Raw genomic sequence first — 14933 nt, forward strand, 5'->3', positions numbered from 1 at the left:
GAAAGGAAACCCGACGTGGCCGAGAAGAGCGGAGCAGACATCCTGATCGAGGCGCTGTGCGATCTCGGTGTGGAGGTCGTGTTCGGCTATCCCGGCGGTGCGGTGTTGCCGATCTACGATGCGATGTTCCGGTCCAAGCGTATCCGGCACATCCTCGTCCGCCACGAACAGGCGGCGACCCACGCGGCGGAGGGCTATGCGCGCTCCACCGGCAAACCCGGCGTCGTCCTGGTCACCTCCGGCCCCGGCGCGACCAACGCCGTCACCGGCATTACCGATGCGCTGATGGATTCGATCCCGATGGTCGTCATCACCGGGCAGGTCCCGACCGCGCTGATCGGCACAGATGCGTTTCAGGAAGCCGACACCGTCGGCATCACCCGTCACTGCACCAAGCACAATTATCTGGTTAAGGACCCCGCCGTTCTCGGCTCAATCATCCACGAGGCGTTCCATATCGCGACCTCGGGCCGCCCGGGGCCGGTCGTCGTCGATATCCCCAAGGACGTCCAGGTCGCGACCGCGCGCTACCAGAAGCCCGGCCCGATCCAGCACAAGACCTATCGCCCGCAGGTGAAGCCCGACAAGACCGCGATCGAGCAGGTCGTCGACATGCTCGCCGCCGCCGAGCGCCCGATCCTCTACACCGGCGGCGGCATCATCAACGCCGGCCCCGGCGCGTCGCAACTGCTGGCTGAACTGGCGCGGATTTCCGGCGCGCCCGTAACCTCGACGCTGATGGGTCTCGGCTGCTTCCCCGCCTCCAGCCCGCAATTCCTCGGCATGCTCGGGATGCACGGCACCTACGAAGCGAACATGGCGATGAACCAGGCCGATCTGGTCATCGCGATCGGCGCGCGCTTCGACGACCGCGTGACGGGGCGGCTCGACGCGTTCAGCCCGAACAGCCGTAAGGTCCATATCGATATCGACCGGTCGAGCGTGAACAAGAACGTCCGCGTCGATCTCCCCATCATCGCCGATGCCGGCCGCGCGCTGGAGGACATGGTGCGCGTCTGGAAATCGCGCCAGCATCCCAAACCCGACACCAACGAATGGTGGCGCCGCATCGCCGGCTGGCGCGCCGTCGCCTGCCTGTCCTTCCCCGAGGACGGCGACGCGATCATGCCGCAACGCGCGATCCGCGCGCTGTGGGAGGCGACGCATGCGCGCGAGCCGATCATCACGACCGAAGTCGGCCAGCACCAGATGTGGGCAGCCCAGCATTTCGGCTTCGAAAAGCCCAACAAGTGGCTGACCTCGGGCGGGCTCGGCACGATGGGCTACGGCCTGCCCGCCGCGATCGGCGCGCAGCTCGGCAACCCGAACGCGCTCGTCATCGACATCGCCGGCGAGGCGTCGATCCAGATGAACATCCAGGAACTGGCGACCGCGACGCAATACCGGCTGCCGGTGAAGGTCTTCATCCTCAACAACGAATATATGGGGATGGTCCGCCAGTGGCAGGAACTGACCTATGAGAGCCGCTATGCCGAAAGCTATTCGGACTCGCTCCCCGACTTCGTGAAGCTGGGCGAGGCTTACGGCTGGAAGGGCATCCGCATCGACGCGCGCGGTGAACTCGACGACGGCATCGCCGCGATGCTCGCGCATGACGGCCCGGTGATCGTCGATTGCCGGGTGGCGAAGCTCGCCAACTGCTTCCCGATGATCCCGAGCGGCGCGGCGCATACCGACATGATCCTCCAGGCCAACGAAGTCTCCGGCACGATGGACGACGAAGCGAAGGCGCTGGTTTAGCACATCTCCCCTCTCTGAAAGGGAGGGGTCGGGGGTGGGTNGGCGATCGGGCACGCTCAGCCCCGCCTTGTGTGCCGGCTTCGGCACCGCCGCCCGGCTGATGCGCGAGCGGGCGGAGGCGGATGCGGCGCATGTCGCACGCCTCTGGCAGATCGCGGCGGAACGGTTCGGAGTTGCGCCTCCCCTCCCTGCGTGCAGGGAGGGGAGGCGCAACTCCGAACCGTTCCGCCGCGATCTGCCAGAGGCGTGCGACATGCGCCGCATCCGCCTCCGCCCGCTCGCGCATCAGCCGGGCGGCGGTGCCGAAGCCGGCACACAAGGCGGGGCTGAGCGTGCCCGATCGCCCGCCCTCCTGATCGCCGCCGTGCAGCAACGGATCGAGCGCGACGCCGTCGCGTATCCACAGCGCACCCACGCCCTTCGGCCCGTGAATCTTGTGCGCCGAGATCGCGACGAGATCGCAGTTCTCGGGAATCGTCACGCGGCCATAGCCCTGCACCGCATCGCACAGGAACAGAGCGCCCGCCGCGTGCGCCTGATCGGCGAGCGCGGCGATGGGCTGGAGCACGCCAATCTCGTTGTTGATCAGCATCGCGGCGACAATTCCCCTCGTCACCCCGGACCCTTCGGCGAAGCTCAGGACAGGCTTGATCCGGGATCCCGCTACTGTTGGCGGAGAAGAAGAAGCTGGACCCCGGATCAAGTCCGGGGTGACGAGGGGCAGGAGGCCATCGGTATCTACAGGCACTACCGTCACCTCACAGCCACGCCTCGCCTCCGCTGCGACGGTGTCCAGCACCGCAGCGTGCTCCGTCGCCAGCGTCACGATCGGCCCGCTCGTACCCTTGATCGCCCAGTTCAGCGCCTCGGTCGCGCCGCTGGTGAAGACGACGCGACCGCCCTTCGGCAGCAGCGCCGCGATCTCGTCGCGCGCGACCTCGACCGCCGCCTTCGCCGCGCGGCCGGCGCTGTGGGCACTATGCGGGTTGGCGTGGCCGTCCTTGAGCCAGGGCAGCATCGCCTCGAGCGCCTCGGGCGCGAGCGGGGTCGTTGCCTGATAGTCGAGATAGATCATGCCGCCGCCCGCTCGCGCGCGATCGCCGTCCACGCGGCGACGAAGGCATGGATCTCGGCCTCGGTAGTCGTCCGCCCGAAACTGACCCGCACGACCTCGCGGCTGGCCTGTTCGTCCCAGCCCATCGCGGCGAGCACATGGCTCGGGCGCATGCTTCCCGACGCGCAGGCGCTGCCCGCCGACACCGCGAACCCACCCAGGTCGAAGCGGATGAGCTGCGCCGCAGCGGCCATGCCGGGCATCCGGTAAGCGCCGATCGCCGGATGCCGCCGCGCGCCTTCCGCGGCCACCACGCCGCCAGCACCGCGAATCGCCTCCTCCAGCCGCGCCCTAAGCGTAGACAGCCGCGCGAGATCCTCCGGCTCGGCAAGCGCCGCTGCATAGCCGAGCACGCCGGGCACATTCTCGGTCCCCGGCCGATAGCCGCGCTCCTGCCCCCCGGTCGGCAGCAACACCGAAAGGTCGCGCACCAGCAGCGCACCAACCCCGATCGGCCCCCCGCGCTTGTGCGCCGACAGCGCGACGAGATCGGCATGGCGCGCGACGTCGGGGTCGGCGCCTGCGGGCATCTGCGCGGCATCGACCAGCATCCAACCGTCGCGCTCGTGCACCACTTCCGCAACCGCCGCGATCGGCTGACGGACGCCGGTTTCGCTGTTTGCCCACTGCACCGCGACCAGCGTGCGCGGCGTCACCGCCTCGCGCAGCGCATCGAGGTCGATCACGCCGTCCGCGCCAACCGGCAGCATCGGCGCAGGGCCGGCGGCGCGCAGCACCGCATCGTGCTCGACCGCGCTGATGACGATTCGCTCCGCCATCGACCGGCCGAGCGCGATGCCGAGCGATTCGCTCGCGCCGCTCGTCAGCAGCGTCTCGTGCCGCCAGCCATAGGCGCTGGCGATGGCGCCGCGCGCATCCTCCAGCGCCCGCCGCGTCGCGCGCCCCTCGGCGTGCGGCGATGACGGGTTCGCCCACGCCGCCATCGCTCCCGTCATCGCGGCGCGTGCGGCTGCCGTCATCGGGGTAGTCGCGGCGTGATCCAGATAGATACGGTTTGGCAAAGTCGTCCTTGGGTCGTTCCAATTGCGAAAGATCGCGCGCTTTCTATATAGCGATGCAATTCGGGGGCGCGAGCGTCCCCCCATCCCTTGCCGGCGAGATCCATGCCAGAAGTCATTTTTCCCGGCCCCGAAGGCCGTCTCGAGGGGCGTTTCGCTCCTGCTCCCAAGCCCCGCGCGCCCGTCGCGATGATCCTGCATCCGCACCCGGCATCGGGCGGCACGATGAACAACCGGATGGTGCAGGAGATCTACAAGACCTTCCAGCGCCGCGGCTTCGCGACGCTCCGCTTCAATTTCCGCGGGGTGGGAAAGAGCCAGGGGACGTTCGACAACGGCATCGGCGAGCTGTCCGATGCCGCCGCCGCGCTCGACTGGGTCCAGAGCTTTCATCCGGAGGCGCAGACGACATGGATCGCGGGCGTCAGCTTCGGCGCGTGGATCGGGATGCAGCTGCTGATGCGCCGCCCGGAAATCCGCGGCTTCATCTCGGTCGCGCCGCCGGCGAACATGTACGACTTCACCTTCCTGGCGCCGTGCCCTGCGAGCGGCATAATCATTCAGGGCGAGGCCGACGAGGTCGTCACCCCGCTCGCCACGCAGAAGCTGGTCGACAAGCTGCGCACGCAAAAGCACATCACGATCCACCACGACGTGATCCCGCGGGCGAATCATTTCTTCGAGCACGAGATGCCGGATCTGATGCGAGCGGTGGATACGTATCTGGATATGCGCCTGCACCCGGATTGTCCTATTCGGTGAGCGGAGCGGATTAGCGAAGCTAATCCGCGTTTTGCCGCGAACTGCGGCCGGCGGCGCGATCAGCGCCGACCGACGGCATGGGCTTTGCCCATGTCGCGCCCCTACGTCACTTCACGCACGCCGCCGCCGCCGCCGCCGCCGCCGCGCGAACCAACGCCACGAACGCCGCTTCGTCGATCGTGTCACCCTCATGCAGATCAAGCGCGCGGCGCACATTGCCGTCGAGGCTTGCGTTGAACAGCCCCGCCGGATCGGGGAGCGACGCGCCTTTCGCGAAAGTCAGCTTCACCGCATTCTTGTAGCTCTCGCCCGTGCAGATCATGCCGCCGCGATACCATGTCGGCACGCCGCGCCACTTCCATTCCTCGACCACGTCCGGAACCGCCTCCCGTATCAGCGCGCGCACCTTTGCGAGCGTCTCCCCGCGCCAGTCGCCCAACTCGCGTATCCGCGCGTCGATCAGCGACGCTGGGCGGGTTTCTTCGTGGGCCATCCCGGTTCCTTCACAAAGTCCAGATCATCACATTGCCCACGAGCACGGCCGCCATCACCAGCATCAGCGCGCCCTTCTTTACGTCGCGCTTCGTCGCCAGCAGGTAACCGCCGCCGATCGCGCAGGCGAAGGCCGCGAGCATCGCGATCGCGGGAGCGGCGTTGGCGATGCTTCCCAAGGCGCCGTTCATGCCTCGATGTGTTCCCGCGAAGGCGGGAACCCAGGCTGGGCCCCCGCCTGCGCGGGGGCACATTGCTCTTCTGCCAAGGCGCGAGCATAGGCTTCGATGTCCACGTTACCGCCTGACAGGAGCACCAGCACTCCCGGCTCCGGCGCGACCTTGCCCGCAAGCAGCGCGGCGAGCGCGACTGCGCCGCCAGGTTCCACCACGAGCCGCAGATGTGTCGCCGCCCAGCGCTGTGCCGCCGCGGTTTCCGCCTCGCTCACCGCGTGGCCGGTCGCATCCCGCCGCGACAACACGTCGAACGTCAGCGGTGACACCCGCATCGTCTGGAGCGCATCGCACGCCGTCGGCGGAGGGTTGTCGCCGACCGGTTCGATCCACGACGCCTCCAGGCTGCGGCGCATGTCGTCCCAGCCTTCGGGCTCGACGACGCTGATCCGCGCCTCGGGTAGCGCAAGCGCGAGGCCAGCGGCGAGGCCGCCGCCGCCGCACGGGGTCACGACGTGCGCCACCGACCCCAGCCCGGCCGCCTCCATCTGCGCAGCCGCTTCGATGCCGGCGCTCCCCTGCCCCTCGATCACCCAGGGATCGTCGAAGCTCGGCACCAGCGTCGCGCCTCGCGCCTCGGCGAGTCGCCCGGCGATCTGTTCGCGGCTTTCGGTGGCGCGGTCGTAGGTGACGATCTCGGCGCCCAGCGCCAGCGTGCCCTCGCGCTTCGCCGCGGGGGCGTCCGCGGGCATGACGATCGTCGCCGCGATTCCCAGCCGTTTCGCCGCCCAGGCGATTCCCTGGGCGTGATTGCCGCTGGAGAAGGCGACGACGCCCTTTCGGCGCGCGTCCTCGTCCAGCGCGGTCAGCCGGTGCCACGCGCCGCGCAGCTTGAAGGCGCCCATCGGCTGCAGCGACTCGGCCTTGAAAGCGACTGCCACGCCCTTGATTTCGTGGACGAAGAGCGGACTCAGCGGGAGCACCCGCGCGATCTTTTCCGCTGCGTCGCGGACCCCCGCCCGTGTCGGCTGTCGTAAAATCGTCACATGCCGTCTCCGTTTACTGAGACCCGCTTTACACAGGGGATCGAGGGTCTTATGTGCCCGCTTCCCGCTGCCCCATGGGACTTCCAACCGCAAGGCAGCATTTCGTCGTCGGCGTCAGCCACTTGGAGGTCCCTTGAGTTGCACAAGCATCATAGCGCGCTGGGGCTAGCGAAAGCCCAATCGACCGTCGTCTCCGATTCCGTCGCAGGCGCCATCGACATTGCGAAGCGTAATCCGGTCCAGCCGGTGACGCTCATTCGTCCCCACGCCGCGGCGCGGGCCGCCCGGTTCTTCGTCGAGAAGTTCCCGGGCCGCTCGATGTATGCGGTGAAGGCGAACCCCTCGCCGGACCTTTTGGAGGTTCTGTGGGAGAGCGGGATCACGCATTACGACGTCGCCTCGATCGCCGAGGTGCGGCTCGTCGCGCGCACGCTGCCCGACGCCACCTTGTGCTTCATGCACCCGGTGAAGGCCGAGGAAGCGATTCGCGAGGCCTATGCCACCCACGGCGTGCGCGTGTTCAGCCTCGATTCGATCGAGGAACTGGACAAGATTCTACGCGCCACGAACGACGCGGCGGACCTGACGCTGTGCGTGCGGTTGCGCGTCTCGTCGGAGCATTCGAAGCTCAGCCTTGCGTCGAAGTTCGGCGTCGCCCCGCATGAGGCGAAGGACCTGCTGTTCCGGGCGCGCCAGGCGGCCGATGCGCTCGGCATCTGCTTCCATGTCGGTAGCCAGGCGATGACCCCGCAGGCCTATGCCGAGGCGATGGAGCGGGTGCGCCAGGCGATCGTCGAGGCGGCCGTCACGGTCGATGTCGTGGATGTGGGCGGCGGTTTCCCGTCCGCTTATCCCGGCATGGAGCCGCCCGCCCTCGAGAATTACTTCGAGACGATCCACCGCGCGTTCGAATCGCTGCCGATCAGCTATTCGGCGGAGCTGTGGGCCGAACCGGGCCGTGCGCTGTGCGCGGAATATTCGTCGGTCGTGGTGCGTGTGGAGAAGCGGCGCGGGAACGAGCTGTTCATCAACGACGGCGCGTATGGCGCGCTGTTCGATGCGGCGCATATCGGCTGGCGTTTTCCAGTGGCGCTGCTGCGCGAGCCGGAATCGACGGTGCGCGACCATCCCTTCTCGTTCTACGGCCCGACCTGCGACGATCTTGACCATATGGCGGGACCGTTCCTGCTGCCGGCGGACGTCCAGGCGGGCGATTATATCGAGATCGGGATGCTCGGCGCCTACGGCTCGGCGATGCGCACCGCGTTCAACGGCTTCGGATCGGACGAGACGGTGATCGTCGAGGATGAGCCGATGGTGTCGTTGTATGTCGAGGCGCCCGCGCGGGTCGCGTCGAACGTCGTCACGCTGTAACGGCAATCACGTTTAACCGTCATCCCGGCGAAGGCCGGGATCCAGAGTCGCGAGCGTCGTCTCTTGTGGCTCTGGACCCCGGCCTTCGCCGGGGTGACGGCGTATGGAGAAGATCATGACCGACACCCTGACCAAGACAGCCTCGGCGAGCGCGCCGATCAACGACACCCGCAAGGCGGAGCTGCTCTCCACCACGGTCGAGCATATCGACATCAGGAGCTTCGACGCGCGCCCCATCGTCGATGCGATGAAGAAGATGTCGTTCACCAGCCGCGATCTCGGCCGCGCGACCGACATCTACAACCAGATGCTCGCCGACAAGGACTGCACTGTGGTGCTTGTCATCGCTGGCAGCACCTCCGCGGGTGGGTGCATGGACCTGTATGCCGAGCTGGTGCGGTCGAACATGGTCGATGTGATCGTCGCGACGGGGGCGTCGATCGTCGACATGGATTTCTTCGAAGGACTTGGCCACAAGCATTACCAAGCGCTTGAGATTCCTGACGATGACACGCTGCGCTCGCTCTATATCGACCGCATCTACGACACCTATATCGACGAGGAGCAGCTTCAGGACTGCGACCACACGATCCTGAAGATCGCGGATTCGCTGGAGGCGAAGCCCTATTCGAGCCGCGCGTTCATTCGCGAGATGGGGAAATATCTCGTCGAGCACGGCAAAAAGGAGAACAGCCTCGTCAAGCTCGCTTACGAGCATGACGTGCCGATCTTCTGCCCGGCGTTCGTCGATTCCTCGGCCGGCTTCGGGCTGGTGAAGCATCAGGTCGATCGCGCGAAGGCGGGCAAGCCCTATATGGTGCTCGACGCGATCGCCGATTTTCGTGAACTGACCGAGATCAAGATCGCTGGCGGCACCACCGGCCTGCTGATGATCGGCGGCGGTGTGCCGAAGAACTTCATCCAGGACACGGTCGTGTGCGCGGAGATCCTCGGCCACGAGGATGTCGAGGTCCATAAATACGCGGTGCAGATCACCGTCGCCGACGTGCGTGACGGGGCGTGCTCGTCCTCGACGCTCCAGGAAGCGGCGAGCTGGGGCAAGGTGAATACGGGCATCGAGCAGATGGTGTTCGCGGAAGCCGGATCGGTGGTGCCGCTGCTCGCGTCCGATGCCTATCACCGCGGCCTGTGGAAGGATCGCCCCGTCCGCAAGTGGGCGAAGCTTTTCCAGTAAGGCTGACCACATCGTCACCCCGGCCTCCGAGCCGGGGTCCCGCTTCTGTCGGTCACGGCGGTTGTGACAGCGGGACCCCGGACCAAGTCCGGGGTGACGACGGAGTTCTACCACCGCAGTCGCAAATCCGTTGCGGAACCGAACTGATTGAGGCAGCCTCCCACGGCAATATTCCGGGAGAGGCTTTTTCATGCACAGCGAGATTCTGAAGCCCGTCGTCGTCCTGATCGCGTGGACGCTGGTCATGCTCGTCTGGCTGGTGGCGACACGTCTTCCCGCGATGAAGGCCGCGGGCGTCGATCTGGGCCGGCTGGTCGGCGGCAAGGGCACCGACGCCGACGGCGTGCTGCCCGACAAGACGCAGTGGATCGCGCACAACTACAACCACCTGCTCGAACAACCGGTGCTCTTCTACGCGGTGTGCCTGGTGATCGCGTTCAGCGGAACCGGTGACGGCGTGAATGCCTATATCGCCTGGACCTATGTCGCGTTCCGCATCGCCCACAGCGTCTGGCAGGCGACGGTCAACAAGGTGTCGATCCGCTTTGCGCTCTTCCTGATCGCAACGCTCTGCCTCGTCGCGCTGACGCTGCACGCGGCGATGGCGGTGTTCTGAACTCCTCGCCTTCCATCCGTTTGCACTGAGCTTGTCGAAGTGCTGCCCTTGTCCTGTTTGCGCGAAAAGAGGAACGGGGCTTCGACAGGCTCAGCCCGAACGGAAGTGGGAAGGCCGATCCGAACTACTCAACCTCCACGCGCAGCGTCGCGAGCGCGGCAATCAGCATAACACCCGCGGCAAACGCCATCGTCCACACCGGTTCGGTCGGGAAAAAGTGACGGACGATCGTCCCCATGACGGTTGCGACCAAAAGCTGCGGAATGACGACAAAGACGTTGAACAACCCCATGTAAATACCGAGCTTTGCCTGCGGCAGGTTCGACGCGAGGATCGCATAGGGCATGGCGAGGATGGACGCCCAGGCGATGCCGATGCCGATTTCCGACAAGATAAGCAGGTTCGCATCGCGGACGAAGAGAAACGAAAGATACCCCAGCGCGCCGAGCGTCAGCGCTAGCGCATGCGTCCTGATCTGCCCCAGCCGGCGCGCGATCGGGCGGAGGAAAAACGCCGCGAAGATCGCCGCGACGCCGTTATATGCCGCGAACAGGATGCCGACCCAGTTGCCGCCCTGGTTATAGGCCTCGCTCGCCGGGTCGCTCGAACCGAACACATACTGGGCGACGACGGGCGTGGTGTAGATCCACATGATGAACAGCGCCGACCAGGTGAAGAACTGGACGAGCGCAAGCCGCTTCATGATCGGCGGCATCCCGGCGAAATCGCCGACGATGTGGGTCAGGAGATTGTCGTGGCGCCCGCGGGCATGGAGCGCCGCGGCGGCCAGGCGGGCGATCCCGTAGCCCGCGACAAGGCCAGCGAGGAGATAGAGCTCCTTCTCCAGCCCGGCGAACGCGACCAGCAGCGCGATCAGCAGTCCGCCGCCGATCCACGGCCACGCGCCGATGCTCGAAGCGGGCGGTGGTGGCGGAGAAAGCGCGTCGGCAGGCTCGCGCCCGTCGAACGCCGCGAGTTGCGCGGGGCTGTATTCCTTCGTCGTCAGCACGGTCCACATGACCGCCAGAAACAGCGCCGCGCCGCCGAAATAGAAGCTGTAGCGGACAGTATCGGGGATACCGCCCCCGGGGGCCGCGTTCGCCACGCCGAGATGATCGAGGATGAACGGCGTGGCAGAGCCGATGACCGCCCCCGCGCCGATGAACGCGGTCTGGATCGCATAGCCCGCCGTGTGCTGATCCTTGTCGAGCATGTCGCCCACGAATGCGCGGAACGGCTCCATCGAGATGTTGAGCGACGCGTCGAGCATCCACAGCAGCAGCGCCGCCGCCAGCAGCGCGGGCGCATTGGGCATCCCGAACAGCGCGAGCGTCGCGAGGATCGCGCCCGCGACGAAATAGGGGCGCCGCCGCCCGAACCGCCCCCAGGTCCGGTCGCTGTAATGGCCGATGATCGGCTGGATGAGCAGCCCGGTCAGCGGCGCCGCGATCCAGAGGATGGCGAGATTGTCGAGGCTTTCGCCGAGCGACTGGAAGATGCGGCTCATATTCGCGTTCTGCAGCGCGAAGCCGATCTGGATGCCGAAGAACCCGAAGCTGATGTTCCACAGCCCGGCGAACCCCTGCCGCGGCCGACGCAATGCGGTCATGCACCCTCCCCTGCGGCGTCTGCGCGCCGTGTCGTTCCTACCAAGATGGTCGCCACCGCCGCGCAGAGCATGAGTACGCCCGCGAGCATCAGGACGTGGCGCGGATCGCCGCCCAGGACCGGATGATAGGCGAGATACATCACGACCGTCTCGATCATCATAGGTATCACGATGAACATGTTGAAAATGCCCATATACACCCCCGTCCGCTCGGGCGGGATCGCGTTTGCGAGCATGATATACGGGCAGCCCATGAGGCTCGCCCAGCCGAGCCCGATGCCGATCATCGCGACGAACAGCGTCGTCTGATCGGCGATGTGGGGAATCGCCAGCATCGCTGCGCCTGAGGCGGTGACGGACACCGCATGTACCCCGCGCGCGCCGTAGCGCTTCGCGAGCGGCACCATCGCGAAGGCGGCGAGGAAGGCGACGAAATTGTAGAAGGCGCCGACCTGCCCGTTGACGAGCGTGGCCGCGCGAACGCTCGCGGCGTCGCCGCTGCCGAAGAGCGTGCGGGCGATGGCGAAGACGATGAACTGCCAATAGGCGAACATCGCGAACCACTGGCACAGCATCGCGATGGCGAGCCTGCGCATCGCGACCGGCATCTCGCGGATGGCATCGCCGATGTCGCGCAGCGTCGAGCCCGCCGAGAGTGGACGGGAGCGCATCGCCGCGATCTCACCCTCGCTCATCGGCAATTCGGGGACGCTCAGCACCGACCAAAGGATCGACCCCAGCGACAGCACCGCACCGATCAGGAACGCCGCGCGGGTGATGTGGGGAATGCCGTTGGCGTCGATCGCGTCCGCATCCATCCCCCACCAGACGAGGATCGAAGGCGCGAGATAGGAGAGCGTCTGCGCAAGGCCCGTAAACGCCGCCTGGGTCAGGAAGCCGAACGGGCGCTGATCCTCATCCAGCCGATCGCCGACATAGGCGCGGTAAGGCTCCATCGTGATGTTGTTGGCAGCGTCGAGAATCCACAGCAGCGACGCCGCGACCCAGAGCGCGGGGCTGTACGGCATCGCGAGCAAGCCGAGCGAGGCGATGACCGCGCCGATCAGGAAATAGGGCGTGCGGCGGCCGAAACGCGTGACCGTCCGGTCGCTGAGCGCGCCGATGATCGGCTGCACGAGCAGCCCGGTCATCGGCCCGGCGAGCCAGAGCAGCGTATTGCCCTCATCCGCGCCCAGATAATTGTAGATCGGCCCCATGTTCGATTGCTGGAGCCCGAAAGAGAATTGCAGGCCGAAAAAGCCGATGTTCATCTGCACGATGCGGGCGAGACTGAGGTGCGGCTTGCGGAGCCTGGTCATGCGGCCAGCGCCTCAAGCGCTTTCGCGTGTGATGGGAAGTTCAACGCACAACGCGTTAGAAAGTCGTCCAATCCGTCATCGCGTGTCGGCACAGCGGTGAGCTTTGCAGCGTCCGGAAACGTGCCGTAACCGGCGAAGATGCAGCCCCAGCTCAGCGGTGCGTAATGGCGCGCGATGTCCTGTTCCGCGATCTCCGTAAGCAGATCGCCGCCGGTGAACCAGCAGGTGAAGAGGCGTTTCAGCGAATCCGACAGGCGATCGTTCGCCGCACAATCGCGCCAATACTCGGTGTCGCCGCGCCGGTTCAGCCGGTAGTGCGCGAAGATATAGTCACGGATGCCGTCATAGCGCCGCGCGATCGTCCGGTTGAACGTGTCGCGGTGCTTCGGGGTGAAGCCGCCATCGGTGAACGCCTGGACAAATCCCTCGACCGTTGCCTGGACGATGTGGAGCGCGGTCGCCTCGAGCGGTTCGATGAAGCCCTGGGCTAGCCCGACCGCAAGACAATTGCCCTTCCAGCTTTCCGCGACACGCCCGACCTTCATCGTCAGGTGCCGTGCGGTCGCATTGGTGTCGCCCAGATTCGCGCGCAGTTCCGCCTCCGCAGCGTCGGCGTCGATATAGCGGCTGGAATAGACATAGCCGTTTCCGGTCCGCGTGATGAGCGGGATGTCCCACGCCCAGCCCGCCGACAGTGCGGTGGAGGTCGTGTAGGGTCGCGGTCCGGCATCGGTCAGCGGCGTGGGCATCACCACCGCGCGGTCGTTGAACAGCGTGTCGGCATAGCTCACGAACGGAACGCCGAGCGCGCCCTGCGCAATGACCGAACCAAAGCCCGAGCAATCGACGAACAGGTCGCCGGCGAGCGTCTCGCCGCCGTCGAGGACGAGGTGGGTGACTGCGCCTTCCGCGCCGATCACCACCTCGTCCACGCGGCGCGGCAAATGGGTAACGCCGCGCCCGACCGCATGATCGCGCAGCACCTGCCCGACCAGCGTGGCGTCGAAATGATAGCCGTAGGTCGCGTCGAAGGGGAAACTCTCCGACGGCAGCGGCGCGAGCGATCCTTCCGCGAGGCGGCTGTTGAGGAAGAAGCGATCCGGATGCGCGGGCACGTCGCGCCCGGTGCGGCGCGCCAGATGCGCGGCGTGGAAGGCCGGCTCGGTGTGCAGATCGACTGCGCTGGCGAAAGGGTGAAAATACGCCTCATATCCCGGCTCACGCGACCAGCCGCGAAACGCGATGCCGACCTTGTAGGTCGCGTGCGCGGCCGGCATCCAATCGCGCTCGTCGATACCGAGGGTTCGGAAGAAATGACGGAGTTGCGGGGTCGATCCCTCACCGACTCCGACGATGCCGATCTCCGGGCTTTCGACCAAGGTTACCGATGCATCAGGCCAAGCCTTGGCAATCAGGCACGCCGTCATCCATCCGGCGGTGCCGCCGCCGAGGATGACGACGCTGGGCGGCGTCATCGCTTGCCCAGCAGGAAGCCGAAAATGTCGTCCATACGCGCCGCCCAGGCGTTTTCCTCATGCGCGGCGCCGGGATATTCGCGGGATTGGAAATCACGGCCGCGCTTCCAGCCGAGCGCAATCAGATCGGCATCGATCGCCTGCTGATACGGGCGATAGTTGGCGTCGAGCGTTTCGGTGCCGTGATCCATCCACAGACGCCGGCCGTTCGGCTTGCCGAGCGATTTCGTGAGATATGCCTTCCAGATGGCGGTGATCTCCGGATTGAACGGGCCGACATCGGACGGATCGGCGAGCGGCCAATGCGTCGAGACGCAAGCGGCGCGGCCGAAGACGCTGGGCTTTTCGACAAAGGCATAGCACGAGATGAGGCCGCCCATGCTGGACCCGATGACCGCAGTGTGCTTCGGATCGGGCGAGGTGCGGAACTCGCGGTCGATCATCGGCTTCAGATCGTCGGTGAGAAAGCGCAGATAAGCATCTCCGGTTATTGGGCCTTTGGCGAGGCGATCGAAGCCGGCGCGCACCTTGGGAGAGGCCATCGCATAGAGCTTCTGCGGAAAATACTGACGGTAACGCGCCTCGCCCGGCTGATCGACGCCGACGATGATGAACGGATCGACCCGCTTTGCGGCGATGAGGCGGAGCGCGGATTTGTCCGCGGCCCAGACCTTGTTGAAGTTTGATCGCGCGAGGAAGAACAGGTTCTGCCCGTCGTGCATATAGACAACGCCGTAGCGGCGTTTGGCGGCGTCATAGCCGGGCGGGAGCCAGACGACGACGTGCGGCGGCGTGATGTTGGTCGTCGGGACGGCGGCGATTTCGACGAAGCGGCCGGTGTCCTGCGCAGCGGCTGGCAGGGTGAAGAGCGCGAACACCAATGTCGCCAGTATTCCCGCGAAGGCGGGAATCCAGACTCTTCTTGCGGGCCGGATCCCCGCCTTCGCGGGGATACGCTTAAGCGGGGTAAAGAGCCCA

Annotated in this window: 13 protein-coding genes and 1 pseudogene; 5 read left to right on the forward strand and 9 right to left on the reverse strand. The window is 66.3% G+C overall.

Annotated features, from left to right (window positions below):
* Positions 1-15: 15 nt before the first annotated feature.
* Positions 16-1761, forward strand: a complete 1746-nt coding sequence (locus tag BOS5A_RS10905) for an acetolactate synthase 3 large subunit (RefSeq protein WP_151955135.1) — start codon at positions 16-18, stop codon at positions 1759-1761.
* A 41-nt stretch (positions 1762-1802) separates the two neighbouring features.
* Here the strand turns inward: BOS5A_RS10905 and BOS5A_RS10910 are convergent.
* Both BOS5A_RS10910 and BOS5A_RS10915 read right to left on the reverse strand, forming a co-directional pair.
* Positions 1803-2836: pseudogene (locus BOS5A_RS10910) on the reverse strand (cysteine desulfurase family protein); the annotation flags it as partial.
* Positions 2833-3897 (reverse strand): cysteine desulfurase family protein, encoded by a 1065-nt coding sequence (locus BOS5A_RS10915; protein WP_151955136.1) that lies wholly within the window; start codon positions 3895-3897, stop codon positions 2833-2835. The pseudogene BOS5A_RS10910 and the gene BOS5A_RS10915, both read right to left, overlap by 4 nt.
* 102 nt (positions 3898-3999) lie before the next feature.
* On the opposite strand from BOS5A_RS10915, the gene BOS5A_RS10920 reads away from it, so the two are divergent.
* Positions 4000-4656: an alpha/beta hydrolase gene (locus BOS5A_RS10920; RefSeq protein WP_151955137.1), complete on the forward strand. Its 657-nt coding sequence runs from the start codon at positions 4000-4002 to the stop codon at positions 4654-4656.
* Positions 4657-4762: 106 nt separating this feature from the next.
* Here the strand turns inward: BOS5A_RS10920 and BOS5A_RS10925 are convergent, their stop codons facing one another.
* The 3 genes from BOS5A_RS10925 to BOS5A_RS10935 are packed head-to-tail and all read right to left on the reverse strand — an operon-like array spanning position 4763 to position 6367.
* Entirely contained in the window at positions 4763-5149 is a 387-nt protein-coding gene (locus BOS5A_RS10925) for a DUF1801 domain-containing protein (RefSeq protein ID WP_151955138.1), read from the reverse strand.
* A gap of 10 nt (positions 5150-5159) precedes the next feature.
* Positions 5160-5339, reverse strand: coding sequence for a hypothetical protein (locus BOS5A_RS10930; protein ID WP_151955139.1), 180 nt, complete (start codon positions 5337-5339; stop codon positions 5160-5162).
* On the reverse strand, positions 5336-6367 hold the full coding sequence (locus BOS5A_RS10935; protein ID WP_151955140.1) for a threonine ammonia-lyase: 1032 nt from the start codon (positions 6365-6367) through the stop codon (positions 5336-5338). The genes BOS5A_RS10930 and BOS5A_RS10935 overlap by 4 nt, the downstream gene beginning before the upstream one ends.
* 138 nt (positions 6368-6505) lie before the next feature.
* On the opposite strand from BOS5A_RS10935, the gene BOS5A_RS10940 reads away from it, so the two are divergent.
* The 3 genes from BOS5A_RS10940 to BOS5A_RS10950 all read left to right on the forward strand — a co-directional run bounded on the left by BOS5A_RS10940 (position 6506) and on the right by BOS5A_RS10950 (position 9552).
* Positions 6506-7741 (forward strand): type III PLP-dependent enzyme, encoded by a 1236-nt coding sequence (locus tag BOS5A_RS10940; protein ID WP_151955141.1) that lies wholly within the window; start codon positions 6506-6508, stop codon positions 7739-7741.
* 115 nt (positions 7742-7856) lie between these two features.
* Positions 7857-8936, forward strand: a complete 1080-nt coding sequence (locus tag BOS5A_RS10945; RefSeq protein ID WP_151955142.1) for a 1,9-bis(guanidino)-5-aza-nonane synthase — start codon at positions 7857-7859, stop codon at positions 8934-8936.
* Between the two features lie 190 nt (positions 8937-9126).
* The gene (locus tag BOS5A_RS10950; RefSeq protein ID WP_151955143.1) at positions 9127-9552 is read left to right on the forward strand and encodes an MAPEG family protein; all 426 of its coding nucleotides are present in this window, start codon (positions 9127-9129) and stop codon (positions 9550-9552) included.
* A 124-nt stretch (positions 9553-9676) separates the two neighbouring features.
* Here BOS5A_RS10950 and BOS5A_RS10955 read toward each other — a convergent pair whose 3' ends face one another.
* Genes BOS5A_RS10955 through BOS5A_RS10970 form a run of 4 tightly spaced genes read right to left on the reverse strand, consistent with a single transcriptional unit; the run spans position 9677 to position 14833 of the window.
* The gene (locus BOS5A_RS10955; RefSeq protein WP_151955144.1) at positions 9677-11161 is read right to left on the reverse strand and encodes an MFS transporter; all 1485 of its coding nucleotides are present in this window, start codon (positions 11159-11161) and stop codon (positions 9677-9679) included.
* Positions 11158-12480 (reverse strand): MFS transporter, encoded by a 1323-nt coding sequence (locus BOS5A_RS10960; RefSeq protein ID WP_151955145.1) that lies wholly within the window; start codon positions 12478-12480, stop codon positions 11158-11160. Before BOS5A_RS10960 ends, BOS5A_RS10955 begins: the two co-directional genes overlap by 4 nt.
* Entirely contained in the window at positions 12477-13955 is a 1479-nt protein-coding gene (locus BOS5A_RS10965; RefSeq protein ID WP_151955146.1) for a tryptophan halogenase family protein, read from the reverse strand. Before BOS5A_RS10965 ends, BOS5A_RS10960 begins: the two co-directional genes overlap by 4 nt.
* A complete protein-coding gene (locus tag BOS5A_RS10970; protein WP_234419306.1) occupies positions 13952-14833 on the reverse strand; it encodes an alpha/beta hydrolase in 882 nt (293 codons plus the stop codon). Before BOS5A_RS10970 ends, BOS5A_RS10965 begins: the two co-directional genes overlap by 4 nt.
* Between the last annotated feature and the right edge of the window lie 100 nt (positions 14834-14933).

It is taken from the genome of Sphingomonas sp. EC-HK361 (assembly GCF_902498785.1).
In the GTDB taxonomy this organism is placed as follows: Bacteria; Pseudomonadota; Alphaproteobacteria; order Sphingomonadales; family Sphingomonadaceae; genus Sphingomonas.

What these genes read in the sequence shown, in the direction of transcription:
- BOS5A_RS10955 (WP_151955144.1), bottom strand. Translation starts at nt 11,161, where the DNA reads ATGACCGCATTGCGTCGGCCGCGGCAGGGGTTCGCCGGGCTGTGGAAC.
- BOS5A_RS10965 (WP_151955146.1), bottom strand. Translation starts at nt 13,955, where the DNA reads ATGACGCCGCCCAGCGTCGTCATCCTCGGCGGCGGCACCGCCGGATGG.
- BOS5A_RS10925 (WP_151955138.1), bottom strand. Translation starts at nt 5,149, where the DNA reads ATGGCCCACGAAGAAACCCGCCCAGCGTCGCTGATCGACGCGCGGATA.
- BOS5A_RS10930 (WP_151955139.1), bottom strand. Translation starts at nt 5,339, where the DNA reads ATGAACGGCGCCTTGGGAAGCATCGCCAACGCCGCTCCCGCGATCGCG.
- BOS5A_RS10950 (WP_151955143.1), top strand. Translation starts at nt 9,127, where the DNA reads ATGCACAGCGAGATTCTGAAGCCCGTCGTCGTCCTGATCGCGTGGACG.
- BOS5A_RS10960 (WP_151955145.1), bottom strand. Translation starts at nt 12,480, where the DNA reads ATGACCAGGCTCCGCAAGCCGCACCTCAGTCTCGCCCGCATCGTGCAG.
- BOS5A_RS10920 (WP_151955137.1), top strand. Translation starts at nt 4,000, where the DNA reads ATGCCAGAAGTCATTTTTCCCGGCCCCGAAGGCCGTCTCGAGGGGCGT.
- BOS5A_RS10945 (WP_151955142.1), top strand. Translation starts at nt 7,857, where the DNA reads ATGACCGACACCCTGACCAAGACAGCCTCGGCGAGCGCGCCGATCAAC.